This window comes from Arthrobacter sp. ZGTC212, assembly GCF_002929255.1.
In the GTDB taxonomy this organism is placed as follows: Bacteria; Actinomycetota; Actinomycetes; order Actinomycetales; family Micrococcaceae; genus Arthrobacter_B; species Arthrobacter_B sunyaminii.
This window is the reverse complement of record NZ_PJIJ01000001.1, coordinates 610,012-634,089: the sequence shown is the minus strand read 5'-3', so window position 1 is coordinate 634,089 and position 24,078 is coordinate 610,012. Positions and strand designations below refer to the sequence as shown.

The following is a 24,078-nucleotide window of genomic DNA, read 5'->3' as shown; positions in this document are numbered from 1 at the left end:
CGGTGGCTGCTCCTTCCCTTAGCTCTGCCCTGCGTTCGGCCGCCTGGGTTGCCGGCGGCACTGCCGGAGCCGGTGCGGCAGCGCTGGCATACGCGTCGCTGATTGAACGGAATCTCTTTGGAGTCCGCGAAGAGACCGTGGCCATCCTGCCGCCGGGGAGCGCCCCGCTGCGGGTACTGCACCTCTCGGACATCCATTTTGTGCCCAACCAGAACATCAAGGTTCGCTGGCTGCAGTCCCTCGCCGAGCTCGAACCGGACCTGGTGGTCAACACGGGCGACAACCTGAGCCATCTGGAAGCCGTGCCGCCCCTGCTGGAAGCGCTCAAGCCGCTGCTGCGTTTTCCCGGCGTGTACGTTCCCGGCTCCAACGACTACTACGGTCCCCGGGCCAAGAACCCGCTGACGTATTTCACCGGTCCCTCGAAGATCACCAAGGATCCGCCGGCGCTGCCCTTCGGCGAACTCTTTGGAGCGTTCGAGGACGCGGGCTGGAGGGGCCTGACCAACCGCAGGGACTCCATGGAGCTGGGAGGCGTCCGCCTTGATTTCTCCGGGGTGGATGACCCGCATCTGGACCGGGACGTTTACCCCGGGTTTCCCGAGACAGGTTCCAGCACCGGGCTTCCGGTTGTCCGGGTGGGGGTTGCGCATGCTCCCTACCAGCGGGTGCTCAACTACTTCACCGACGGCGGCGCTGAGTTGATCCTGGCCGGCCACACCCACGGCGGACAGGTGTGCATCCCGTTCTACGGCGCACTGGTCAGCAACTGCGACCTGCCTACGCGGCTGGCCAAGGGCCTGGCCGTTTGGGAGCACAACGGGCGGAAAGTTCCGATGAATGTTTCGGCCGGCATCGGAACCTCCCGTTTTGCCCCGGTCCGGTTCGCCTGCCGCCCCGAGGCTGTCCTGCTGACTCTGACGGCGCGGTCTTAGACCGTTTCCCTCCCGCGGGGTCACAGGGTTGCCCACCATGGACGACCAAACTCCGGACGCCCATCGATTCTCCCCCGTAAGCGGGCTTAGGATTGAGCCCTCAAAGGGACACTCTGCTCGTTGCAGCACCCTCCACCCGCTCGAGAAGGTTCCATGCCTGCGCAGACAACCCTGTGGCAATCCCTTGCACGGCTCTATCCGCATCTGCGGCCCATCCTCCCCCGCTTAATCTGCGGGTTGTTCTGTGCCCTCGGAGCCAGCCTCATGGCTTTGGCGATCCCCCAGGTGTTCCGGGTCCTGATCAACACCTCCCTGGCCCCCGGCGGATCCACGGCGGCTGTCTGGGGAGCGGCCGGCGTCGTCCTGGGTCTGGGCATCCTTGAAGCAACCTTCATCGCCCTGCGCCGCCAGTTCGTGATTGCACCGGCCACCACCGTGGAAACCCGGATGCGCACCTCGTTCTACCGGCATCTGCAGGACCTCTCCGTCTCGTTCCATGACCGCTGGGGCAGCGGGCAGCTGCTCTCGCGGGCCATGAGCGACTTGAACCTGGTCCGCCGCTGGATGGCGTTCGGTGCCATCATGCTGGTGGTCACGGCGCTGACCGTGGTGGTTGGCTTCACCATCATGCTGTTCACGAGCTGGGTGCTGGCGCTGATCTTCATCGCTGCAGCCGTTCCGATCGTGGTTTACGGCTACCGCTTCAACCGTTTTTACCGGCAGGTTTCCCGCCAGAGCCAGGACCAAACCGGAGACCTGGCCACCACGGTGGAGGAATCCGTCCACGGCATCCGCGTCCTGAAGGCCTTCGGCCGCAGCCGCGAGGCCCTGGACTCGTTTGAGGAGCAGGCCCAGGAACTGCGTGAAACCGAAGTGTCGAAGGCAAACTCGCTGGCCAAGTTCTCCCTCGTGGTGACGCTGCTGCCCGAAGCTGCCCTCGCCGTTGCCCTCGTGGTGGGAATCATTGCCGTAGCGGACGGCAACCTCAGCATCGGTTCGCTGGTTGCTTTCTTTGCCACCGCCGCAGTAGTCGCCGGGCCGGTGGAAGCCGTGGGTCCGCTGCTGTCCATGACCCTGACAGCGAAAACCGCGATCGACCGGCATTACGAAGTAATGGACGCGCAGTCCTCCATTCAAAGCCCGCAGCACCCGGTGCACCTCAACGATGTCCGCGGAGAGCTGGTGTTCGACGACGTCCATTTTGCCTATCCGGACACCAAGGACGGCACGCGCAACCTGATCGACGGCGTGACCCTGTGCCTGCGTCCCGGCGAGACCATGGCGCTGGTGGGCGTAACCGGCAGCGGAAAATCCACCCTGCTGCAGCTGGTCCCCCGGTTGTTCGACGTCACCGGCGGCTCCATCCGGATCGACGGCACTGATCTTCGCCAGCTGGATCTGGAAGAACTGCGCACCATTGTGGCTGTGGCCTTCGAAGACACCACACTGTTCTCCAGCTCCGTCCGCGACAACGTGCTGCTTGGCGCCGAACCGGCAAGCTCCGCAGAAGCGGACCAGCTCCTGGCCCAGGCCCTGGACGTGGCGCAGGCCGACTTTGTGTACTCGCTGCCCGAGGGCACGGACACCCTCATCGGCGAGGAAGGATTGAGCCTTTCCGGCGGGCAGCGGCAGCGCGTGGCCCTGGCCCGGGCCATCGCCGCGCGGCCCACGGTGCTGATCATGGACGATCCGCTCTCGGCCCTGGATGTACGCACCGAGGAACTGGTGGAAGGCCGGCTCCGCGAAGTGCTTGCGGACACCACCACGCTGGTGGTTGCGCACCGCCCGTCCACCGTTTCCCTCGCCGACCGCGTGGCCCTGATGGAAGACGGACGCATCAGCGCCGTCGGCACGCACGCCGAACTCCTGGCCGGCAACGACCACTACCGGTATGTGATTGCCAGCCTGCCCACGGATCCCGAAGACCTGGACAGCCCTCTGGAGGACGGTCCGCGGCCCGCGGAGGAAGCCGACGACGCCGCAGGAGCCCTTGAAGCACCGAGCCTGGACGATGAGGAGATTATCCGATGAGCCGCTTCACCGTCCGCCGCGGCAAGGGTGCCGACCCGGCCTATGATGCCACCGCCAGGCTGGGCACCGCTGGCGAGGACGCCGTCCACCTGGGCAAGGAAGAGAACCAGGCCGTCCGCCGCCGCTCGCTGGCCCTGCTGGGCTCCCTGATCCGCCCCAACCGCGGACGGTTCATCGGCACGGTGCTGCTGGTGGTCTTCTCCCAGGCCGCCCGCGTGGCCGGGCCCGCCATCATCGCCTACGGCATCGACCACGCCCTGCCATACCTGCAGACCGGCAACAGCCTGCCCCTGATCCTTTCCGGCGTGGCTTATCTGCTGGCCGCCCTCCTGGCTGCCGGCCTGACGGCGGGGTATGTCCGCGCCACTGCCCTGCTGAGCCAGGCCATGCTGCTGGACCTGCGGCTGCGGGTCTTCCGGCACACCCAGCGCCTGAGCCTGGAATTCCACGAGAAGTACACCTCCGGGCGGATCATTTCGCGGCAGACCTCCGATCTGGAAGCGCTGCGCGAACTGCTGGACTCCGGCGTCAGCTCCCTCGCGTCCGGCGCGATGTACATGCTGTTCACCGCCGTGAGCATCTTCCTGCTGGACTGGCGCACCGGACTGCTGATGCTGGTGGCCTTCGTTCCGATGTACCTGCTGACCCGCTGGTACCAGAAACGCTCCCAGCTGGCCTACCGCGCCTCCCGGGTCACCTCCGCGAAGCTGATTGTGCACTTCATCGAAACCATGACCGGAATCCGGGCCGTGAAGGCCTTCCGCCGCGAAAAGGTCAACGCAGAGAAGTACGACGATCTGGCCGAGGACTACCGCGTGGCCACCGTCCGCTCCATCAACCTCAACGGAGTCTTCCAGCCCGGGCTGGTGCTCATCGGCAACGCCACGGTGGCCGTGGTCCTGCTGGCGGGCGGCTTCCGGGTACTCGACGGCGGCCTGGAGGTGGGCGCCCTGCTGGCCCTGCTGCTGTACTCCAAGCGCTTCTTCCAGCCGGTGGACCAGATGGCCATGTTCTACAACTCCTTCCAGTCCGCTTCCGCGGCGCTGGAAAAGGTTTCCGGCCTGCTGGAGGAAGTGCCCACCGTCCGCCCGCCCAAGCATCCCGTGGAATTGAAGCACGCCAAGGGCGACATCCGGTTTGACGGCGTGGAATTCCGCTACGGTGACGGACCGGTGATCCTGCCGCAAATGGACCTGCACATTCCCGCCGGCCAGACCGTTGCCCTGGTGGGACAGACCGGTGCCGGCAAGTCCACCCTCGCCAAGCTGATCGCCCGCTTCTACGACCCCTCCCAGGGCTCCGTGCTGCTGGACGGCGTGGATCTGCGGAACCTGACCCAGCGGGACCTGCGCCGCGCCGTCGTCATGGTGACACAGGAAGCGTTCCTGTTCAGCGGCTCGGTGGCGGACAACATAGCCCTGGGCAAGCCCGAAGCCACCCGCGCGGAGATCATTGCCTCGGCCAAGGCGGTGGGTGCGCATGAGTTCATCGAGGCGCTGCCGGAGGGATATGACACCGACGTGAACAAGCGCGGCGGCCGGGTTTCCGCCGGCCAGCGGCAGCTGATCAGCTTCGCCCGGGCCTTCCTGGCCGATCCGGCGGTACTGATCCTGGACGAGGCCACGTCCTCGCTGGACATCCCCAGCGAACGGCTGGTCCAGCACGGCCTCAAGACCCTGCTCGGCAACCGGACGGCGCTGATCATTGCGCACCGGCTGTCCACCGTGGAGATTGCCGACCGGGTGCTGGTCATGCACGCCGGTGAAGTGGTGGAGGACGGGACCCCCGCGGAGCTCACCGGCGGCACCGGCCGGTTTGCCAAGCTGCAGGCCGCCTGGCAGGAATCCCTCGTGTAGGACGACGACGGTGAAAGCTCGCCGCCGGGCGATGTTACCGTCCGGCGGCGAGCCCGGTTTCGCGGAATCCACGGTGATCGTCTACACTTGTAAAGTTGCTTCAGCGGCGGGGAAACCCGGCGAAAAGCAATGGTTACGGGGTGTGGCGCAGCTTGGTAGCGCGCGTCGTTCGGGACGACGAGGTCGCAGGTTCAAATCCTGTCACCCCGACCAAACAAAGAGAGTCTGTCATTCGACAGGCTCTTTTTTGTTGCCCTTCTCCTCCGGGCACCGAGTACGCTTCAATCCGACCCTTTCAGGCCGCACGCTGCTCACCACGGAGGAAACAACCATGGGCATTACCCCTCAGATGATTCGACAGCTCGTTCCGTTTGCCGAATTCCTGGAGATCGATTTTCCCGAACTGTCGCCCCACCTCGTGGTGGCGCAGCTTGCCGACCGGCCGGAATACGGCACCATCGGAGGCGGAGTGCACGGCGGCGCGGTCATGGCCCTGGCGGACATCGCCGCTGCAGTCATGGCGGTCATGGCCTCCGGTGACCCCTCAGCCGCGCCGGCAACAATGCAATCCTCCACAAACTTCCTGCGGCCGGCACGCGGTATCCTTCGGGCCGAGGCCGAGGTAACGCGGACGGGCCGCACCACCGTCGTGGACGTCCGGGTTACGGACAGCTCCGGCGAGGCCTGTGCGGTGGTGCGCCAAATCGTGTCCGTCAAGCCCGCAGCCCAGCCTGCCTCCATCTGAGCCGGCAAGCGGTGCGTCCCGTTCCCGCACCCTTGATCTGTGAATTCCCGGCGGTAAGCTCGTGGCGACAGCACACGCCACCAGGAGCTCCCCATGGTTGTCCGCGTTGATTTGAATATTTCCCTGGACGGGTTCGCCACCACCACCGACCAAACTCCGGAAAACCCGTTTGGTGAAGACTGGTCGCGGCTGGTGGGTCCGTACACCGCCACCCGGACGTTCCGGGAGCGTGTCCTGCAGGAGTCCGGCGGAGGCAGCACCGGCGTGGACGACAAATACGCAGCCGAGTACTTCGACGGCATCGGCGCTGAAATCATGGGAGCGGGAATGTTCGGGCTGCACAACTTCCCCGACGACCCGGCCTGGCAGGGCTGGTGGGGCGATGAAACCCCGTTCCGCTACCCGGTCTTCATCCTTACCCACACCACCCGTGCACCTATCGACATGCCGGACGGAACAAGATTTGAGTTCCTGGCCGCGTCACCGGAAGAGGCGCTGGAACGGGCGGCCGATGCGGCCGGCGGCGAGGACGTGCGGATCGGCGGCGGTCCCACCGTGGTCAAAGCGTTCCTGGAAGCCGGGCTGGTGGACCGGCTCCATGTAAGCATCACTCCGATCCTGCTGGGCCGCGGCATCAACCTCTGGGACGGCCTGCGCGGCCTGGAGGACGGCTACCAAGCCAGCGCCGAAGCAGCCGACAACGGCGTCACCCACCTGACCTTCCGGCGCTGAGTCCGCACGCCTTACACATCAAGTAAAAGTCCGCCCGGTCAGCCGCTCGTACGCCTCGACGTAGCGGGAGCGGGTGCGCTCGACGACGTCGGCGGGCAGAGCCGGCGGCGGAGTGTCCGACGCCTTGTCCCAGCCGGATTCAGGGGAGGTCAGCCAGTCCCGGACGTACTGCTTGTCGAAGGACGGCTGGGCCTTGCCCGGCTCGTACAGGGACGCGTCCCAGAACCGCGAGGAATCCGGGGTCAGCACCTCGTCTCCCAATGTCACCAGGCCGGTGGCGGGGTCCAGCCCAAACTCCACCTTGGTGTCCGCCAGGATGATCCCGCGGCTCCGGGCAATGGCCTCGGCCGCAGTGTAGATGTCCAGCGTCAGGTCGCGGATCTTCGCAGCCGTTTCGGCACCGACAGCCGCCACAACGGCGTCGTAATTGATGTTCTCGTCATGCTCACCCACCTCGGCCTTCGCAGACGGGGTAAAGATCGCGGGGTCGATCCGTGAGCCGTCAACCAGTCCCGCGGGCAGGGGCACATCGCATACCGTCTGCGACCGGCGGTACTCGGCCAGCCCGGACCCGGTCAGGTAGCCGCGGGCAATGGCTTCCACGGGGTACATGTCCAGTTTTTTGCAGATCATGGCCCGGCCGGCCACTTCGGCAGGAACACCCTCATCAGCGGAAATGACGTGGTTGGGGACGTTGCCAAGCTGGTCGAACCACCACAGGCTCAGCTGGGTGAGGATCCGGCCCTTGTCCGGAATGATGCTGGACAGCACGTGGTCATAGGCGCTGATCCGGTCGCTGGCCACCACCAGGACCTTCTCCCCCGCCCCCGGTGCGGACAGATCAGCAGGAACGTACAGGTCGCGGACTTTTCCGGAATAGACGTGGGTCCAACCGGCCAGTTCGGGGGCGCTCATGCCAGCTCTCCTTCCACATCACGGCCCGCGGGGGACTGGGAGCCCGCGGGCACCGTGACCTCACCCCGCAGTGCTTTCAGGGCGATGTCGCTGCGGTGCTGCGAGCCGTCCAGCCGGATCTCCTGCACCCCCGCATAGGCGAGCGCGCGTGCTGCCTCCAGATCGGCGCCCAGCCCGACGACGGCGAGCACCCGCCCGCCCGCGGACACCACTTTCCCGTCATCATTGAGGGCGGTGCCTGCATGCAGCACGTGCACGCCGCCGAGCCTTTCGGCCTTTTTCAATCCGCGGATCCGGTCACCGGTGCGCGGCGTGTCCGGGTAATTGGCGGCGGCAACCACCACGGCAACCGCCGTCCGGGGATCCCATTTGAGCTGTTCCATGGCATCCAGCTCGCCCTTCGCGGCGGCCATCAGCAGCCCGCCCAGCGGAGTCTTCAACCGGGCCAGCACGGCCTGGGTTTCCGGATCGCCAAACCGCGCATTGAACTCGATGACACGCATCCCGCGTGACGTCAGTGCAAGGCCGCAGTACAGAACTCCAACGAAGGGAGTGCACCGCGCCGCCATCTCATCGATCGTAGGCTGGGCCACGCGGCGGACAACGTCCTCAACAAGGTCCGCCGGCACCCAGGCCAGCGGTGAGTAGGCGCCCATTCCGCCGGTGTTGGGGCCGCCGTCGCCGTCAAAAATGCGCTTGAAATCCTGTGCCGGTGCCAGCGGCACCACGTTGCGGCCGTCGGAGAGGACAAAGAGGGACACCTCGGGGCCGTCCAGGAACTCCTCGATCACCACGGTGCCGCCAACATCGAAGCAGGCGCGGGCGTGGGCCAGAGCCTCGTCGCGGTCGGAGGTGACCACCACTCCCTTGCCGGCGGCGAGCCCGTCATCCTTGACAACGTAGGGGGCACCGAAAGTGTCCAGGGCGTCGGCGGCCTCTTCCGGGTTGGATGCCAGCCGGGCCATGGCGGTGGGAACGCCCGCCGCTGCCATCACCTGCTTGGCGAAGGCCTTGGACGCCTCCAGCTGGGCGGCCGCCTTCGAGGGGCCGAAAACGGGGATGCCTGCTTCGCGGAGGGCATCGGCCACGCCGGCGGCGAGCGGAGCTTCAGGGCCGATCACCACCAGGTCCGAGTCGAGGCTGCGGGCCAGCGCCGTCACCTCCTCCGGGCTGGACGCGTTGACCGGGTGCACCGGAACCATCTGCGCGATGCCCGCGTTTCCGGGGGCTGCGTGCACCTCGCGGACGTACGGATCTGCCAGCAGGGATCGGACAAGGGCGTGTTCGCGGCCGCCGGGGCCAACAACTAGAACCTTCACAGTAGTTCAGCGTACTGGGTGCGCTTCGGCAGCAGAAAGAACGGCGGCCTTGTGACGAAGCAGCGCCGGCACAGTGGCCGCACCCATACAAACGCCCTCCCGCCGCGAATAGGAGCCATGACCGCTTCCCCGAAGTACCCAGCCCGCCGGCCCCGGAACCTTCCAGCCCTGCTCTACGCCGCGCTGGCGGGCATCCTCGCCGCCGGAACCGTCCTGGCTGCAGCGGAACTCGCGGGGTCCTTCTTCACCGCCCGCGCCCGCCCGCTGATTGCCCTGGGATCCACCTTCATTGACTTCACCCCCCTGTGGTTGAAGAACTTCGCGGTGGAAACCTTCGGCACCAATGACAAGGCAGCTCTGTTCGCGGGCATGGCCCTGACCATCGCGGTACTCGCGGCCTGCGCAGGGATACTGGCGCACCGCCGCTGGGGGCTCGGCGTAGCCGCCGTCCTCATCATGGGTGCGGTGATTGTGGCCTGCGTGGTGACCAGAGCCGGCACCTCCCCGGTGGACGCCATCCCCACGGTACTGGGCACCGCAGTGGGGATCGGCGTCCTGCGCGGATTGATCCGCCGCACTCCTGCCGCCGAATCCGGTGAATCCCGTGGCGGCCGGTCCCCCGCTCCGCTCCGGAACCGCCCCACCCGGCGGGGCTTTTTCACTGCCGCCGGGCTGACCGTCATCGCGGGAACTGCCGCCGCGGCCGGCGGCCGGGCCATCGCCGCAGCCCGGAACACCACTGCTTCCTTCCGCGCGGCCCTGAAGCTGCCAGCCGCCGCTGACCCGGCATCTGCCCTGCCGGCCGGGCTGCAGTCACCCGTGGCGGGAGTGACCCCGTGGCTGACGTCCAACGCGGATTTTTACCGGATTGACACCGCCCTGAGCGTGCCGGAAATCGATGCGGAAACCTGGGAGCTGCGCATTCACGGGATGGTGGAAGAGGAAGTGCGGATCAGTTTTGCCGAACTGCTCGCCTCGCCGCTGATTGAGCGTCACCTCACGCTGACCTGCGTCTCCAATCCGCTCGGCGGAGACCTGGCCGGCACCGCCAAGTGGCTGGGACTTCCGGTGCGCGAACTGCTGGCACGGGCACGGCCCGCCGCGGACGCGGATATGGTGCTTTCCACCAGCGTTGACGGCTTCAGCGCCTCCACACCGCTGGAAGTGCTCCAGGATGACCGGGACGCCCTGCTGGCCGTGGGAATGAACGGTGAACCGCTGCCCCCGGTGCACGGTTATCCCGTGCGGATGGTGGTGCCCGGGCTCTACGGATTTGTCTCCGCCACGAAGTGGATCGTGGACATGGAAGTGACCCGTTTCGACGCGCAGACCGCCTACTGGACGGACCGCGGATGGGCCCAGAAGGCACCCGTGAAGACCATGGCGCGGGTGGAGGTTCCGGCGTCGTTCGCCCGGGTTCCGGCCGGTCCCGTGGACGTGGGCGGCACCGCCTGGTCCCAGCAGCGCGGCATCACCGGCGTGGAAGTTTCCATCGACAACGGCGACTGGCAGCCCGCCGTTCTGGCAGCCGAGGCATCGGTGGATACCTGGCGCCAGTGGTCCTTCCGCACCGATGACCTTTCCAGCGGCAACCACACGGTCCGGGCCCGCGCCACGGACCCGCAGGACGGTGTGCAGACCGGCGCCCGGGCCGACACGGTTCCGGACGGCGCCTCCGGCTGGCAGTCCGTTCAGTTCATGGTGGAATAGAAACATGCCTGCCACTTTTACTGCGTCCGATGCCGTTGAACTTGCCGTTGTTGAACGCAGCGGTTTCATCGAGTCCCGCCATATCGGGTCCGCCGTGGTCATGGCCGCCGACGGAACCGTTGTCACCGCCCTGGGCGACATCACCACGCCCATCTTTCCGCGCTCCACGCTGAAGCCCTTCCAGGCCGTGGCCGCCATGCAGGCCGGGGTCCCCCTGCGCGGAGCGCAGGTGGCGCTGGCCGCCGCCAGCCACACCGGTTCCAAGGAACACACGGACGTAGTCAAGACGATGCTGGCCGCCGCAGGCGTCACCGAGGACCATCTGCAGTGCCCCGAAGACTGGCCGCAGGATGAGGCCGCCCGCCATGAGCTGATCCGTGCCGGCAAGGGCAAAAACAAGCTGGCCTTCAACTGCTCCGGCAAGCACGCCGCCTTCCTCTGGGCCTGCACCGAAAACAACTGGGACCACGCCACCTACCTGGACCCGCAGCATCCCCTCCAGCAGAGCATCGCCGGTGTGATCGAAGAATTCACCGGCGAAAGTGTCAGCCACTGGGGAACCGACGGCTGCGGTGCGCCCCTGGCCGCTGTTTCGCTCACCGGGCTGGCCCGCGGCATCGGCCGCCTGGCCAAGGCTCCGTCCGGGAAACACGGCAATGCCCGCGCCGCCACGGTGGCCACCGCCATGCTGGACTACCCCTGGGCCGTTCACGGCCACGGCCGTGAAAACACGGTGGTGATGGAGGACCTTGGCATCATTTCCAAGAACGGCGCCGAAGGCGTCCTGGTCCTGGGCACCGACACCGGTGTGTCAGTGGCGCTGAAGATGCTCGACGGCGACACCCGGGCCGCGTCCCTGGTGGGCCTGACCCTGCTGGCCGCCAGCGGTGCGGTGGATCCCGGCAAGATCAGCGCGGTGCTGGACAAGATTGTCCGTCCCATTCTGGGCGGCGGCGCACCCGTGGGCAGCATCCGCCTGGGCGCACCCGTAACGGCGCTGCTGGATTCCGCACTCCTGGATTCCTGAGCGGACCGGCTGAACAACTCATGGCACGACGACGGGTCCCGGCTGCCGACGGCGAAGCTGCGCTGCGCGCTGCCCTCGCAGCGGCAGCGGCCGGGACGAAGGCCGACCGGAACACCCTGGCCACGGCCGTCCGCTATTCACTGGAAGAGCTGGCGGAGCGCGCGCCGGGCAACAGCGTGGAGGTTCGGGTGCCGCCGTTCGGCGTCACCCAGTGCGTCGCCGGCCCCCGGCATACCCGCGGCACCCCGCCCAACGTGATCGAAACCGACGCGGCCACCTGGCTGGGCCTGGTCTCCGGGCAGCAGTCCTGGAATGAGTCCGTTCAGGCCGGAAAAGTGGCTGCGTCAGGGCTGCGGGCCAACCTGTCTGAGTGGCTGCCGCTCTTCCGTGCAGGCCAATAACCTCTACTGCCGGTAGAATTTTCGTATGGATTCCCAGCAGCACAGTCCCGAACGCCGCGAAATTACCGTCCGGCGTGCCCCCCGTTTCGTCCCATTCCTCCTGTTGGGCGTGATCGCCGGCTTCATCGCGGCGATGCTGGTCGCCTATCTCGGCCCGGAAAATCCCACGTACACGCGGGAAGCCACCTTGGGCTTCTTCACCATCATGTTCGCGATTCCGGGTGTGTGCCTCGGCGCCCTGGTTGCCCTGCTCCTGGACTGGAACAGTGTCCGCAAAACCCGCCGTGCCGTCGTCGAACGGGACGAAGAGTAGTCCTGCTCCCAGCGGCCGTAATGGTTGCGCATGAAGGTCTGGCTTTGCCCGCGGCGTGAGAGACTAATCTCATGGCACGCGGTGATGGAAAGCTTTCCCACGATCTCATGCCCGGCGAAAAAGGTCCGCAGGATGCCTGCGGAGTTTTCGGCGTCTGGGCCCCCGGCGAAGAGGTAGCAAAACTTACCTATTACGGGCTCTACGCACTGCAGCACCGCGGACAGGAGTCCGCCGGCATAGCCACCAGTGACGGCTCAAGAATCAGCGTTTACAAGGACATGGGTTTGGTGTCCCAGGTCTTTGACGAGACGACTCTGAACACCCTGGGCGGTCACATCGCGGTGGGACACTGCCGCTACTCAACCACCGGTGCCTCGCACTGGGCCAACGCACAGCCCACTCTCGGCGCAACCGCCAGCGGCACAGTGGCGCTGGCCCACAACGGGAACCTGACCAACTCTGCTGAACTCTATGAAATGATCGTTGAGCGCGAGGGACGGCCCCGTTCCGGCGAGATCGCCCAGGGCAACACCTCGGACACGGCACTGGTCACGGCCCTGCTCAACGGTTCCGACGGCCGCTCGCTCGAGGAAACGGCCCTGGAACTGCTGCCCAAACTGCGCGGCGCGTTCTCCTTCGTGTTCATGGATGAAGGCACCCTTTATGCCGCCCGTGACACCTACGGGGTGCGCCCCCTGGTCCTCGGACGGCTGGACCGCGGCTGGGTCGTAGCCTCGGAAGGCTCCGCCCTGGCCACCGTGGGCGCCAGCTTCATCCGCGAAATCAAACCCGGTGAGTTCATTGCCATTGATGAGAACGGGATCCGCAGCAGCAGTTTCGGCGAGCCAACTCCCGCCGGCTGTGTCTTCGAATACGTCTATCTGGCCAGGCCCGACGCCGTCATCAACGGGCGCTCCGTGTATGAAAGCCGGGTGGAAATGGGCCGCCAGCTCGCCCGCGAGTACGCGGTTGAAGCGGATATTGTCATTCCCGTGCCTGAGTCCGGAACTCCCGCCGCCGTGGGTTATGCCGAAGAGTCCGGCATTCCGTTCGCCCATGGATTCGTCAAGAACTCCTATGTGGGACGCACTTTCATCCAGCCCAGCCAGACGCTGCGTCAGCTGGGCATCAAACTCAAGCTCAACGCGCTGGAATCGGTGATCCGGGGCAAGCGCGTGGTGGTGGTCGATGACAGCATTGTGCGCGGCAACACCCAGCGGGCCATTGTGCGGATGCTGCGCGAAGTCGGCGCCAAAGAGGTGCACGTCAAGATTTCCTCGCCGCCCGTCCAGTGGCCCTGTTTCTACGGGATCGACTTCGCCTCCCGTGCAGAACTGATTGCCAACGGTGCGGCCGTGGAGGAAATCTGCACGTCCATCGGGGCCGACAGCCTGGCATACATCTCCGAGGACGGCATGATCGGAGCCACCCAGCAGCCCCGCCAACGCTTGTGCACTGCCTGCTTCACCGGCGTGTATCCGATTGAGCTGCCGGCAGCGGACAAACTGGGCAAGTCCCTGCTGGAGTCCGAGGCGCCGGCCAACCCTGCGGACGCAGACAGCGCCAACGGCTGTGACCCCGGACCAGATTCAGACTTTGAGAACCTCCTCACCGAATCCGATAAGAAGGAAGCCGTATGAGCTCGTCCGACACCGCCATCACCTATGCCTCTGCGGGCGTGGACGTTGAAGCCGGAGACAAAGCCGTTGAACTGATGAAGGCAGCCGTGAAGGCTACCCACAATTCCTCCGTTCTGGGCGGGGTGGGCGGTTTTGCCGGGCTCTATGATGTGTCCCGGCTCCTGACCTACAAGAAGCCCCTGCTGGCAACGTCCACCGACGGCGTGGGCACCAAGGTTGCCATTGCCCAGGCCATGGACATCCACGACACCATCGGTTTTGACCTGGTGGGCATGGTGGTTGATGACATTGTGGTGGTGGGCGCCGAACCGCTGTTCATGACCGATTACATTGCCTGCGGCAAGGTGGTTCCGGAACGTATCGCGGACATTGTCCGCGGCATTGCTGCGGCGTGCGAGGTGGCCGGCACCGCGCTGGTGGGCGGTGAAACCGCCGAGCACCCCGGGCTGCTGGGCGAACACGAGTACGACGTCGCCGGCGCAGCCACCGGTGTTGTGGAGGCCGCCAACCTGCTGGGCCCCGAACGCGTCCGCGACGGCGACGTGGTGATCGGCATGGCGTCCTCCGGCCTGCACTCCAACGGTTACTCGCTGGTCCGCAGTGTCATCAACCGTGCCGGCTGGCAGCTGGAGCGCCAGGTCAGCGAGTTCGGTCGGACACTGGGTGAAGAGCTCCTGGAACCCACCCGCGTCTATGCCGCTGACTGCCTGGATCTGGCCCGGCTGGAAACCGCAGGCGTCCACGGTTTCAGCCATGTCACCGGCGGCGGCCTCGCCGCCAACCTGGCACGCGTGCTGCCCAAGGGCCTCGAAGCGACGGTGGACCGCTCCACCTGGGAGCTGCCGCCCATCTTCAAGCTCGTGGGTGAGCTGGGCAATGTGCCGCAGTCCGATCTGGAACGCACCCTGAACCTCGGAGTGGGCATGGTGGCCATCGTGGACGCGGCAGGCGCGGATGCGGCTCTGGCCCGGCTGGCGGAGCGCGGCGTCCCCGCATGGGTCATGGGTACCGTAGGTGCCGCAGGCCCGGCGCAGGCAGGCCCGGACTACGTCCAGGGAGCCAAGGGCGTCGACGGCGGAGCCGTCCGGCTGGTGGGGAACTACGCAGGCTAACGGGCCGAACCTCCACCAGGGCCTCAACACAAAGGGCGCTCATCGGCTTCGATGGGCGCCCTTTGTTGTGCCCGTCCCGGGAGAGGAAAGGTCCTGCTGGGAACGGCAACGCGTCTTAACGGCCTTCAGCGGATCCACCCGGGGGTGATCCGCTGAAGGATAGCAATTGGCCGACGCTTTGAAGTGCCGCTTTAGCCGATGCGGCGGGAAGTACCTTCATCGTCGTCATCGTCGCCAAATTGATCCGCGTACTTGTCTTCGTACGCCGAGTAATCCGGCTCGGCCGGTTCCTCGGGATATCGACTCGATGGACGGCTCGTTGGTCCCGCAAGCTCACGCTGCAGTGCCGAGTAGTCCGTGGCCGGGGTGAAGTACTTCATTTCCCGGGCCTGCTTGGTTGCTTTTGCCTTTTGACGGCCGCGCCCCATGGCGTGACCCCCTTTTTGCGTCGATCCGGAGGTGGTCGCTCTGAGCAAGATGAGCGAGGCCCCGGAATATTTGGTCAATTTGTCGTAAGTACAGGTTACATGTTTTCGGGCCGCCTTGTGCCCCGCCTCGCCCGATGTGGCGCTCCAAGACCCCGGATTGTTCACGGCACCCAGCACCCCTCATCCTGCACGACCGCACCCACACTGGGTAAAGTCAGGGGTAGAGACAGATTTGGGGCCCTTTTCGGGCCGCCTACAGGGAGGACTGACGTTCACCATGAGCGATAAAAACAGCACGCCGGGGACAGATTCCCCTCCCGCTTCGGGAGCGTCCCCGATAAAGCCAACAGCGGAAGAGGCCGGGGCAGCGACCGCTGCATCACCCGGGCTGCCGGACCTTGAAGCCCATGCCGAGCCACCGCAGTGGCTGTCAGGGGACATCGGACACGACACCCGCGTTTGGTCCGCCGCGTTCGAAGGCACCGAAGCCGGGCAGGACGACGGCGGCAGTACAGCCGCTGAACCCGCTGACGCAGGGCCTGACGCAATGGTGAGTGAGGAACCGGAACTGACCAACCCGGACGATGTCACGCTGGAAGAGCCGTCCCTGGGCAGCCCGGACATCAGCTCCGATGCAGCCGACGCCGCCTCGCTCAACGATGCAACTGCAGAAGTTAAGGCAGTGGAGGCTGAAGCGGCGGATGCGGCTGTCCTCACCGATCCGGCTGCCAATCATCCTGCGGCGGTCAGCCACACCGCGGGAATAACGGCAGCGGCTCCCATGACTGGCACAGGGACCGCGGATGACGAATCCCCGAAGGAGGAGACTCCCCGCTCCGATGGCAACACGGATGGGACCTCCGGCAACGGCGAAGCTGCGGAGCCGCAGGCTGCTGCAGAGCCTGCGGACTCCCGGCGTTCCCGCCGCGGCACTGAGCCACGCGGCACCGCAGCATCATCCGAATCATCCGGGGAACCTTCCGGCAACGGAACAACCAAGCGCACCCTGCTCATCATTGGTGTGCTGGGGGTGCTCGCCGTCCTCGTGGTGCTGTTCTTCACCGTGATCCTGGGTTCGGAAAAGGAACCGGGGGTGCTGGAAGAGAACGTTGCACCCATAGAACTGGATGCCGGAGCCTGCCTTGCTGATTTCGCCGGAGTCAACGAGCCCGTCACGGTGGTCACCTGCGAGACTCCGCACAATGCCCAGCTGGTCGCCGCAGCCACCTATCCGGACGGCGACGAGTTCCCCGGCACCGAGGCACTGTCGGAACGGGCCACTGAGATCTGCGCCCAGGTCCGCTACTCCGAGGTGTTGACCGAGTCCCCTGACCTGGAGCTTCAGGAGAACAAGGTCATCCCCACCCGCGAGTCGTGGGAGGACGGCGACCGCCGCATCGACTGCTTTGTGGTTTCCAGCGGAGAAGCGGACCTGACTGCCTCACTGCTCGCCGACTAGCTGCCCGAGGGCAGCCAGGCCGGCCGCTTAGGCGGCTTCCACCGTCAGACCCACCGGTTCCGTCACCAGCTCCTCGCCGTCCATGCTCACGTTTCCCTCCGGGCGGTCCACCAGCACGGTGTCTCCGTCACTGATCCTGCCGGCGAGGATGCCCCGCGCCAGCTTGTCACCGATTTCGCGCTGCACCAGCCGGCGCAGCGGACGGGCGCCGTAGGCCGGGTCATACCCGGTCAACGCCAGCCATTCGCGTGCCGCGTCGGTGACGTCCAGCACCAGACGGCGTTCATGCAGCCGCTTCGCCAGCGCCTGCACCTGGATGTCTACGATCTTGGACAGATCCTCCAGGCTCAGCGGATCGAACAGGATGACGTCGTCCAGCCGGTTCAGGAACTCCGGCTTGAAGTTGGCGTTGACCATGGACATAACCGACTCCCGCTTCTGATCTTCCGTCAGACCGGGATCCACCAGGAACTGGGACCCGAGGTTGGACGTCAGAATCAGAATGACGTTGCGGAAGTCCACGGTGCGGCCCTGACCGTCGGTGAGCCGGCCGTCGTCGAGCACCTGGAGCAGAATGTCAAAGACTTCCGGATGGGCCTTTTCCACCTCATCCAGCAGGATGACGGAGTACGGCCGGCGGCGCACCGCCTCAGTCAGCTGGCCGCCCTCCTCGTACCCCACATATCCGGGAGGCGCTCCAACCAAGCGGGAAACCGCGTGCTTCTCCGAGTATTCGCTCATGTCAATGCGCACCATGGCACGCTCATCGTCGAAGAGGAACTCGGCGAGCGCTTTGGCGAGCTCGGTCTTGCCCACGCCGGTGGGTCCCAGGAAGAGGAAGGAACCGGTGGGCCGGTCCGGGTCGCTGACACCGGCGCGGGAACGGCGGACTGCGTCCGAGACGGCGCTCACTGCCTTGGTTTGGCCAATCAGGCGCGAACCGATGTTGGCCTCCATGTCCAAGAGCTTTTGTGATTCGCCCTGAAGCATCCGGCCGGCCGGAACACCGGTCCAAGCGGAGACAACCTCGGCGATGTCGTCCGCCGTGACTTCCTCCGAGACCATCAGTTCATGGGTTTCCTCGCCGAATTTGCTTTCTTCCGCCTGCTGGGCAGCTTCCAGCTCCTTTTGCAGCGCGGGAATTTCACCGTAAAGAATCCTCGAAGCTTCCGTGAGGTCGCCGTCGCGCTGGAACTTCTCCGCCTCGCTGCGCAGTTCATCGATCTGGGCCTTCAGATCACCCACACGGTTCAGGCCCGCTTTCTCCGCTTCCCAACGGGCGTTCAGGGCAGCCAGCTCTTCCTTCTTATTGGCCATGTCTTCGCGCAGGACCGCCAGCCGTTCCACCGAGGCTTCGTCCGTCTCGTTTGCCAGCGCCAGTTCCTCCATGGTCAACCGGTCCACGGCGCGGCGGAGTTCGTCGATTTCCTCCGGCGCGGAGTCAATCTCCATCCGCAGCCGGGAAGCGGCCTCGTCCACCAGGTCAATAGCCTTATCCGGAAGCTGGCGGCCCGTAATGTACCGGTTGGACAGCGTAGCCGCGGCCACCAGGGCAGCATCGGCGATGGCCACCTTATGGTGCGCCTCGTAGCGTTCCTTCAGGCCGCGCAAAATCCCGATGGTGTCCGGAACACTGGGCTCCCCCACGTAAACCTGCTGGAAGCGCCGCTCCAGCGCGGCGTCCTTTTCGATGTTTTCGCGGTATTCATCCAGTGTGGTGGCGCCAATCAGGCGCAGTTCCCCCCGCGCCAGCATGGGCTTGAGCATATTCCCGGCGTCCATGGAGCCTTCAGCGGCCCCGGCGCCCACCACGGTGTGCAGCTCGTCGATGAAGGTGACAATCTGGCCTTCGGCGTTGGAGATCTCCTCCAGCACGGCCTTAAAGCGCTCCTCGAACTCGCCGCGGTATTTGGCGCCGGCCACCATGGACCCCAGGTCCAGGGACAGGAGGGTTTTGCCGTTGAGGCTCTCCGGAACATCGCCTGCCACAATCCGCTGGGCAAGCCCCTCGACGACGGCGGTCTTACCCACGCCGGGTTCGCCGATCAGCACAGGGTTGTTCTTGGTGCGGCGGCTCAGCACCTGGATAACGCGGCGGATTTCTGAATCCCGCCCGATGACCGGATCAAGTTTGCCGCTGCGGGCCATCTCGGTGAGGTCGGTGCTGAACTTCTCCAGCGCCTGGAAGGTGTTTTCCGGATCAGCATTGGTCACTTTTCGGTCTCCTCGTACAGATGGAAGGGCTGCCTTCAAAGCGTCGTGGCCGGCTCCGTTGTCCCGCAGTGCCTTGCCGGCCGCGCCGCTGTCCAGGGACAGTCCGAGCAGCAGATGCTCGGTGGACACGTACGCGTCGCCCAGCTGTTCGGCTTCCTGCTGAGCCGCAGTGATCACCTGCAGCATGGAGCGCGAGAACTGCGGCTGTGCCACGGAGGAGCCCGAAGATGACGGCAGGGAGTGGATCGCGTTGGACGCTGCGGCGCTGACCGCATCAGCGCTCACGCCCGCTGCCTTCAGCAGGGCCACCGCAACCCCCTGACGCTGGTCCATCAGTGCTTTCAGGAGATGGGCAGGCTCGATTTGCGGGTTGCCCGCCGTGGCAGCGTTCATGGCAGCTGCCTGGAGCGCTTCTTGGCTCTTGTTGGTGAATTTGGTGTCCACTACGGGTTCCTTCCAAGCTCAAACTGGATTCCAGCTTCCGGAGCGAGTCCTAGAAAAGATCATCCCACCGGACGCAACAAAGTTGAGTCAATTCGACTCAACTTGAATTGTATAGGTTATCCACGGCGTTTGCACGACAATGAGGCACGGTTTGCGCGCACTTGGACCCAAAAATATCGAACGCAGTTTCCGGACTGCGCGAGCCCGTTCTAGGAGAGGCCGGGCACGGCTTCGTGCTCGTGGTCCCAGTCCTCTTTGGCCCGCTCCCACTGGGCGTTTCGCGCCTCGTACAGCCGCAGTTGCTCCCCCTCCAGCGAGGCCCAGCCAATCACTCCCATCGTTTCCTGGAATTCCTCCCCGCCGAGATGGCCGGTGAGGTGGTCCAGGAAGAATTCCCATCCCGGGCCCGCTGCCCATTCCCCGGAATCCGAGTTAATGAGGAAGAAGCCGCTGCGTACCGAGGCGTACTTCAGCTCCACATGCGTATATGAATCCTCTGCAGCCAAATGCACTTCCAGTTCGGCCGTTTGGCCGCCCGGACGGGTAAAGGAGACGGTCAGCAACCGGGGCGGATCGCACCGCAGGATAGCGCCCCTGGTCCCGTCGGGGAGCTCGTAGTTGCCTCCCCGCCGTAAATCTCCCTCGGGCCGTCCCACGTATTTCTCCAGGGCATCGGGGTCCGTCAGGGCCGCCCACACTTCCCCAATGGGATAGGGAATGATCCTGCCGACGACCATCATGAGCGCGTGGCCGGCTTGGATTTGCCGCTTGCCAAAAGTGCGTTCGGTGGGTGCAGCCGAGGCATACGGTTCAGGCATAGCTTCCACTCCTCTGTAGAACAACCGGCTGGGAACTCCGGCTCTTCCAGCGGCCGGCGGCGCCCGGGGTGCCACTGGGAGGAATCGCTGAAGCGGGTGTGCGACAGGGCCGCGGAGGGCCGGTTTTCCACGACGGTAGCAGGGAAAATCTACGCTGCACAGGGTTCGCGGCTTCATTGAATGACAGTACGCCTGTGACTAAAACCATAGAAATGGAGGCCCGCAGCAGGCATTTGATAGGTTCGGATTGTCCCCCCTTGCCGCACCGAAGCCCAGCTGCCGTACGCCCTTTCCGAGGAAAATGCCGGAGGCTGCACTGCCGGGCTGTGCAGGATGGTTGGCTGCCGGAGCATGCCAAAACTCCATTGAAACCCGAAGGATTTGCCCCCATGAGCAAACTTGCGGAACCGGAGACAGCGGACACCGCTGGACCGGGAACCCGAGTCAATAAGACGGTCTTCATCGGTTCAGCTACCGGAATCCTGGCCATTGCCCTGTGGGCCATGCTTGCCACTGACAACGCCGAGACGGTCATCGGGTCCATGGTCGGCTGGGTTTCAACGAACATGGGTTGGTACTACTTCCTGGTCGTCACCCTCGTGGTGGTTTTTGTGCTGGTCACGGCGCTGACCCGGGTCGGCAAGACCAAGTTAGGTCCGGACCACTCCAAACCGCAGTTCGGACTCTTCACCTGGGCCTCCATGCTCTTTGCGGCGGGTATCGGGATTGACCTGATGTTCTTCTCCGTCTCAGAACCGGTCACCCAGTACCTGGCTCCGCCGACGGGAGACGGCGCCACCGCCGAAGCGGCCCGTCAGGCTCTGGTGCTGACGCTGTTCCACTACGGGATAACGGGATGGGCGCTGTACGCACTGATGGGCCTGGCGCTGGGTTACTTCGCCTACCGTCACAACCTTCCCCTGAGTATCCGGTCCGCCCTGTATCCGATCTTCGGAAAGAAAATCGACGGCCCGCTGGGCCACGGCGTGGATATTGCCGCCCTGCTCGGCACCATCTTCGGTATCGCCACTTCCCTCGGCATCGGCGTCGTCCAGCTGAACTACGGTTTGAGCTTTATGTTCGGGCTGCCCGAGAACCTGACGGTGCAAATCGCGCTGATTGCACTCTCCGTCATCATGGCCACAGTGTCAGTGGTTTCCGGCGTGGAGAAGGGCATCCGCCGGCTGTCCGAACTCAACGTCATCCTCGCCGTTTGTCTGATGCTGTTTGTGCTCATTGCGGGCAAATCCAACTTCTTGCTGGACGGAATCGTCCAGAACATCGGCGATGTCCTGAGCCGTTTCCCCGCCATGACCATGGACACCATGGCCTACGACCGCCCCGATGTGTGGCTGAGTTCCTGGACGTTGTTCTTCTGGGCCTGGTGGATTGCCTGGGCCCCGTTTGTTGGCCTTTTCCTGGCCCGGATTTCGCGCGGCCGCACCATCCGCCAGTTTGTGCTGGGCACCATGGTTGTACCGTTCGCTTTCATCCTGCTGTGGATCTCCATCTTCGGCAATTCCGCCCTGGAGCTGGTGATGGGCGGCAATGCGGCCTTCGGCGAGGTGGCCATGAACCAGCCCGAACGTGCCTTTTACGGCCTCCTGGAGCAGTACCCCTGGGCACCGGCGACTGCGGCTATCGCGACGTTCACCGGCCTGCTGTTCTATGTCACGTCCGCTGACTCCGGCGCCCTGGTGATGGCCAACTTCACCTCCCACCTGAAGGATGCGGATTCGGACGGCCCCAAGTGGCTGCGTATCTTCTGGGCCGTTGTTACCGGCCTGCTCACCCTGGCCATGCTGATGGTCGGAGGGGTAACCACGCTGCAGAACGCCACCATCATCATGGGCCTGCCGTTGTCCATCCTGCTGCTGTTCATCATGCTCGGCGTCTACAAGGCGCTGCGGGTGGAGAACTCCCTGACGGACAGTTACCGGGCCTCGCTGCCCAACATCATTGCCGGCCGCAGCCTGGACGCACGCAGCGGCCGCAGCTGGCGCCAACGGCTGTCCCGGGTCATGACCTACCCCGGTCCGCGGCAGGCCGAACGCTTTATCCAGGCCGTGGCGCGGCCAGCCCTGCAGGAAGTCCATGACGAACTTAAGGAGCGCGGCGCCGACGTCGTTCTCTGTGAAAGCGAAGCCGCACCGCACGGCATCCATCACCTGGACCTGCAGGTGGGGATGGCCGAGGAACGCGTCTTCAAATACCAGATCTACCCCGTGCAGTACGACACGCCGTCCTTCGCCACCAACGCCTCGACGGACAGCAAGTACTTCCGCATGGAGGTGTTCTCCCTTGAGGGCAGCCACGGCTACGACCTCATGGGGTACACGAAGGAGCAGGTCATCACCGATGTCCTGGACCACTACGAGACCCACCTGGAGTTCCTGCACCTCAACCGTGAAGTGCCGGGCAATACCTCCATCACGGAGGACCAGGTTCCGAAAGACAACTGGGAAGCTGATTTCATCAGCGAGGAGGAACGAGCATGACAACCGCCACTTTGTTCATCGACGGCCAGTGGGTGCCCGCATCCGACGGCGGCATTCGCGAGATCCACAACCCGGCCGACGGCGAGTTCGTCGCCGCGGTATCCGAGGCGACCCGGGAGGATACCGAAAAGGCCATTGCCGCAGCCAAGGCCGCCTGGGAACGCGGGGAGTGGGCTTCAGTGCCAGCCCCGGAGCGCGGGGACTTCCTGCTCAAGGTTGCAGCCCGGCTGCGCGAACGCAAGGACGAATTTGCCCGCGCGGAAACGCTGGACACCGGCAAGCGGCTGGTGGAAAGCGAAATCGACATGGACGACATTGCCGCCTGTTTCGCCTACTTTGGCAAGATTGCCGCCCTCAATGCGGGACGGATTGTCGACGCCGGCAACAACGACGTCGTCAGCAGGATCGAATACGAGCCGGTGGGCGTGTGCGGGCTGATCGCCCCGTGGAACTACCCGCTGTTGCAGGCCGCCTGGAAGATCGCCCCCGCGCTGGCCGCGGGCTGCACCTTCATCCTCAAGCCCTCCGAGCTGACCCCGCACACCTCCATCCTGATGATGCAGGTGCTTGAAGAACTCGGGCTGCCCCGCGGCGTCGCCAACCTGGTGCTCGGCGCCGGGGCCGTGGCAGGTGCACCCCTCTCCGAATCCCCCGATGTGGACCTGGTCTCCTTCACCGGCGGCGTGGCCACCGGCAAGGTGATTGCCGGCGCAGCAGCGAAGACGGTGAAGAAGGTCGCCCTGGAACTGGGCGGCAAGAACCCCAACGTCATCTTCGCCGACGCCGACTTCGATGCCGCACTGGACAACGCCCTGAACGCCGCGTTTGTCCACTCCGGCCAGGTCTGCTCCGCCGGCGCCCGCCTGCTCGTGGAAGAATCGATCGCCGAACGGTTCGTGGACGAACTGGTGCGCCGCGCCAAGATGATCCGCATGGGCGGGCCCTTCGACGAGAACGCCGAAACCGGTCCGCTGATCTCCGCCGCCCACCGCGACAAGGTCACCGCCTACGTCAACAAGGCCGTGGAAGAAGGTGCCCGGATCCGCTGCGGTGGCACCTGGGGCACCGGCGAGCTGGAAAAGGGCTTCTACTATGCGCCCACTGTGCTGGACAACGTGAAGCGCGGCAGCTCCGCCCTCCTCGATGAGGCCTTCGGCCCGGTGGTGACCGTGGAAACGTTCAACGGCGAGGAAGAAGCCGTGGAACTAGCCAATGACACCGACTACGGTCTGGCCGGTGCGGTGTGGACGCAGGACGCCGGCAAGAGCCAGCGCGTTGCCCGGCGGATGCGTGCCGGCACCGTCTGGATCAACGACTTCCATCCGTACCTGCCGCAGGCTGAGTGGGGCGGCTACGGCCAGTCCGGCGTCGGCCGCGAACTGGGCCCGACCGGCCTGGGCGAATACCAGGAAGCCAAGCACATCTACCACAACATCAACCCGCAGGTGACCGGCTGGTTCACCGATCACGGAAAGGGCTAA

Annotated in this window: 19 protein-coding genes and 1 tRNA gene; 15 read left to right on the top strand and 5 right to left on the bottom strand. The window is 65.2% G+C overall.

Annotated elements, in window-relative coordinates; genetic code table 11:
* Positions 1–2: 2 nt before the first annotated feature.
* The 6 genes from CXQ89_RS03160 (at position 3) to CXQ89_RS03135 (ending at position 6,299) form a co-directional block, all read left to right on the top strand.
* Positions 3–935 carry a metallophosphoesterase gene (locus CXQ89_RS03160; RefSeq protein WP_104160263.1) on the top strand — a complete coding sequence of 311 codons (933 nt, stop codon included), beginning with the start codon at positions 3–5 and terminating at the stop codon, positions 933–935.
* 153 nt (positions 936–1,088) lie between these two features.
* Positions 1,089–2,966, top strand: a complete 1,878-nt coding sequence (locus CXQ89_RS03155; RefSeq protein ID WP_104053112.1) for an ABC transporter ATP-binding protein — start codon at positions 1,089–1,091, stop codon at positions 2,964–2,966.
* A complete protein-coding gene (locus CXQ89_RS03150) occupies positions 2,963–4,822 on the top strand; it encodes an ABC transporter ATP-binding protein (RefSeq protein ID WP_104160262.1) in 1,860 nt (619 codons plus the stop codon). Before CXQ89_RS03155 ends, CXQ89_RS03150 begins: the two co-directional genes overlap by 4 nt.
* Positions 4,823–4,958: 136 nt before the next feature.
* Positions 4,959–5,035 (top strand) — tRNA-Pro (locus tag CXQ89_RS03145).
* Between the two features lie 118 nt (positions 5,036–5,153).
* Positions 5,154–5,567 carry a PaaI family thioesterase gene (locus CXQ89_RS03140; protein ID WP_104160261.1) on the top strand — a complete coding sequence of 138 codons (414 nt, stop codon included), beginning with the start codon at positions 5,154–5,156 and terminating at the stop codon, positions 5,565–5,567.
* 93 nt (positions 5,568–5,660) lie between these two features.
* Entirely contained in the window at positions 5,661–6,299 is a 639-nt protein-coding gene (locus CXQ89_RS03135) for a dihydrofolate reductase family protein (protein ID WP_104160260.1), read from the top strand.
* Between the two features lie 18 nt (positions 6,300–6,317).
* Here the strand turns inward: CXQ89_RS03135 and CXQ89_RS03130 are convergent, their stop codons facing one another.
* Entirely contained in the window at positions 6,318–7,214 is an 897-nt protein-coding gene (locus CXQ89_RS03130) for a phosphoribosylaminoimidazolesuccinocarboxamide synthase (protein ID WP_104053116.1), read from the bottom strand.
* The gene (gene purD / locus CXQ89_RS03125) at positions 7,211–8,533 is read right to left on the bottom strand and encodes a phosphoribosylamine--glycine ligase (protein WP_104160259.1); all 1,323 of its coding nucleotides are present in this window, start codon (positions 8,531–8,533) and stop codon (positions 7,211–7,213) included. Before purD ends, CXQ89_RS03130 begins: the two co-directional genes overlap by 4 nt.
* 117 nt (positions 8,534–8,650) lie before the next feature.
* On the opposite strand from purD, the gene CXQ89_RS03120 reads away from it, so the two are divergent.
* From CXQ89_RS03120 to purM, 6 genes are all read left to right on the top strand, one after another.
* Entirely contained in the window at positions 8,651–10,243 is a 1,593-nt protein-coding gene (locus tag CXQ89_RS03120) for a molybdopterin-dependent oxidoreductase (protein ID WP_104160258.1), read from the top strand.
* Positions 10,244–10,247: 4 nt separating this feature from the next.
* Positions 10,248–11,270, top strand: coding sequence for an asparaginase (locus tag CXQ89_RS03115; protein ID WP_104160257.1), 1,023 nt, complete (start codon positions 10,248–10,250; stop codon positions 11,268–11,270).
* Between the two features lie 20 nt (positions 11,271–11,290).
* A complete protein-coding gene (locus tag CXQ89_RS03110) occupies positions 11,291–11,671 on the top strand; it encodes a sterol carrier family protein (RefSeq protein WP_104160256.1) in 381 nt (126 codons plus the stop codon).
* Between the two features lie 25 nt (positions 11,672–11,696).
* Positions 11,697–11,984, top strand: coding sequence for a hypothetical protein (locus tag CXQ89_RS03105; protein ID WP_104160255.1), 288 nt, complete (start codon positions 11,697–11,699; stop codon positions 11,982–11,984).
* Positions 11,985–12,055: 71 nt separating this feature from the next.
* The gene (gene purF / locus CXQ89_RS03100) at positions 12,056–13,624 is read left to right on the top strand and encodes an amidophosphoribosyltransferase (protein WP_104053122.1); all 1,569 of its coding nucleotides are present in this window, start codon (positions 12,056–12,058) and stop codon (positions 13,622–13,624) included.
* Positions 13,621–14,736 carry a phosphoribosylformylglycinamidine cyclo-ligase gene (purM, locus tag CXQ89_RS03095; RefSeq protein WP_104053123.1) on the top strand — a complete coding sequence of 372 codons (1,116 nt, stop codon included), beginning with the start codon at positions 13,621–13,623 and terminating at the stop codon, positions 14,734–14,736. Before purF ends, purM begins: the two co-directional genes overlap by 4 nt.
* Positions 14,737–14,927: 191 nt before the next feature.
* Here purM and CXQ89_RS03090 read toward each other — a convergent pair whose 3' ends face one another.
* Positions 14,928–15,164: a DUF3073 domain-containing protein gene (locus CXQ89_RS03090; protein WP_104053710.1), complete on the bottom strand. Its 237-nt coding sequence runs from the start codon at positions 15,162–15,164 to the stop codon at positions 14,928–14,930.
* Positions 15,165–15,441: 277 nt separating this feature from the next.
* Between CXQ89_RS03090 and CXQ89_RS03085 the strand changes: the two genes are divergently transcribed.
* Positions 15,442–16,623, top strand: a complete 1,182-nt coding sequence (locus CXQ89_RS03085) for a septum formation family protein (RefSeq protein ID WP_104160254.1) — start codon at positions 15,442–15,444, stop codon at positions 16,621–16,623.
* 27 nt (positions 16,624–16,650) lie between these two features.
* Here CXQ89_RS03085 and clpB read toward each other — a convergent pair whose 3' ends face one another.
* Together clpB and CXQ89_RS03075 are read right to left on the bottom strand one after the other, a co-directional pair.
* Complete coding sequence (gene clpB / locus CXQ89_RS03080; protein ID WP_104160253.1) at positions 16,651–19,281, bottom strand: ATP-dependent chaperone ClpB; 2,631 nt, start codon at positions 19,279–19,281, stop codon at positions 16,651–16,653.
* Between the two features lie 209 nt (positions 19,282–19,490).
* Complete coding sequence (locus CXQ89_RS03075) at positions 19,491–20,099, bottom strand: SRPBCC domain-containing protein (protein ID WP_181032214.1); 609 nt, start codon at positions 20,097–20,099, stop codon at positions 19,491–19,493.
* A gap of 389 nt (positions 20,100–20,488) precedes the next feature.
* On the opposite strand from CXQ89_RS03075, the gene betT reads away from it, so the two are divergent.
* Together betT and CXQ89_RS03065 are read left to right on the top strand one after the other, a co-directional pair.
* Positions 20,489–22,597 (top strand): choline BCCT transporter BetT, encoded by a 2,109-nt coding sequence (gene betT, locus CXQ89_RS03070; RefSeq protein ID WP_104160251.1) that lies wholly within the window; start codon positions 20,489–20,491, stop codon positions 22,595–22,597.
* A complete protein-coding gene (locus CXQ89_RS03065; RefSeq protein WP_104160250.1) occupies positions 22,594–24,078 on the top strand; it encodes an aldehyde dehydrogenase family protein in 1,485 nt (494 codons plus the stop codon). The genes betT and CXQ89_RS03065 overlap by 4 nt, the downstream gene beginning before the upstream one ends.

What these genes read in the sequence shown, in the direction of transcription:
- CXQ89_RS03155 (WP_104053112.1), top strand. Translation starts at nt 1,089, where the DNA reads ATGCCTGCGCAGACAACCCTGTGGCAATCCCTTGCACGGCTCTATCCG.
- CXQ89_RS03150 (WP_104160262.1), top strand. Translation starts at nt 2,963, where the DNA reads ATGAGCCGCTTCACCGTCCGCCGCGGCAAGGGTGCCGACCCGGCCTAT.
- CXQ89_RS03140 (WP_104160261.1), top strand. Translation starts at nt 5,154, where the DNA reads ATGGGCATTACCCCTCAGATGATTCGACAGCTCGTTCCGTTTGCCGAA.
- CXQ89_RS03135 (WP_104160260.1), top strand. Translation starts at nt 5,661, where the DNA reads ATGGTTGTCCGCGTTGATTTGAATATTTCCCTGGACGGGTTCGCCACC.
- CXQ89_RS03130 (WP_104053116.1), bottom strand. Translation starts at nt 7,214, where the DNA reads ATGAGCGCCCCCGAACTGGCCGGTTGGACCCACGTCTATTCCGGAAAA.
- CXQ89_RS03120 (WP_104160258.1), top strand. Translation starts at nt 8,651, where the DNA reads ATGACCGCTTCCCCGAAGTACCCAGCCCGCCGGCCCCGGAACCTTCCA.
- CXQ89_RS03115 (WP_104160257.1), top strand. Translation starts at nt 10,248, where the DNA reads ATGCCTGCCACTTTTACTGCGTCCGATGCCGTTGAACTTGCCGTTGTT.
- CXQ89_RS03110 (WP_104160256.1), top strand. Translation starts at nt 11,291, where the DNA reads ATGGCACGACGACGGGTCCCGGCTGCCGACGGCGAAGCTGCGCTGCGC.
- CXQ89_RS03105 (WP_104160255.1), top strand. Translation starts at nt 11,697, where the DNA reads ATGGATTCCCAGCAGCACAGTCCCGAACGCCGCGAAATTACCGTCCGG.
- purF (WP_104053122.1), top strand. Translation starts at nt 12,056, where the DNA reads ATGGCACGCGGTGATGGAAAGCTTTCCCACGATCTCATGCCCGGCGAA.
- purM (WP_104053123.1), top strand. Translation starts at nt 13,621, where the DNA reads ATGAGCTCGTCCGACACCGCCATCACCTATGCCTCTGCGGGCGTGGAC.
- CXQ89_RS03090 (WP_104053710.1), bottom strand. Translation starts at nt 15,164, where the DNA reads ATGGGGCGCGGCCGTCAAAAGGCAAAAGCAACCAAGCAGGCCCGGGAA.
- CXQ89_RS03085 (WP_104160254.1), top strand. Translation starts at nt 15,442, where the DNA reads ATGAGCGATAAAAACAGCACGCCGGGGACAGATTCCCCTCCCGCTTCG.
- CXQ89_RS03075 (WP_181032214.1), bottom strand. Translation starts at nt 20,099, where the DNA reads ATGCCTGAACCGTATGCCTCGGCTGCACCCACCGAACGCACTTTTGGC.
- betT (WP_104160251.1), top strand. Translation starts at nt 20,489, where the DNA reads ATGAGCAAACTTGCGGAACCGGAGACAGCGGACACCGCTGGACCGGGA.
- CXQ89_RS03065 (WP_104160250.1), top strand. Translation starts at nt 22,594, where the DNA reads ATGACAACCGCCACTTTGTTCATCGACGGCCAGTGGGTGCCCGCATCC.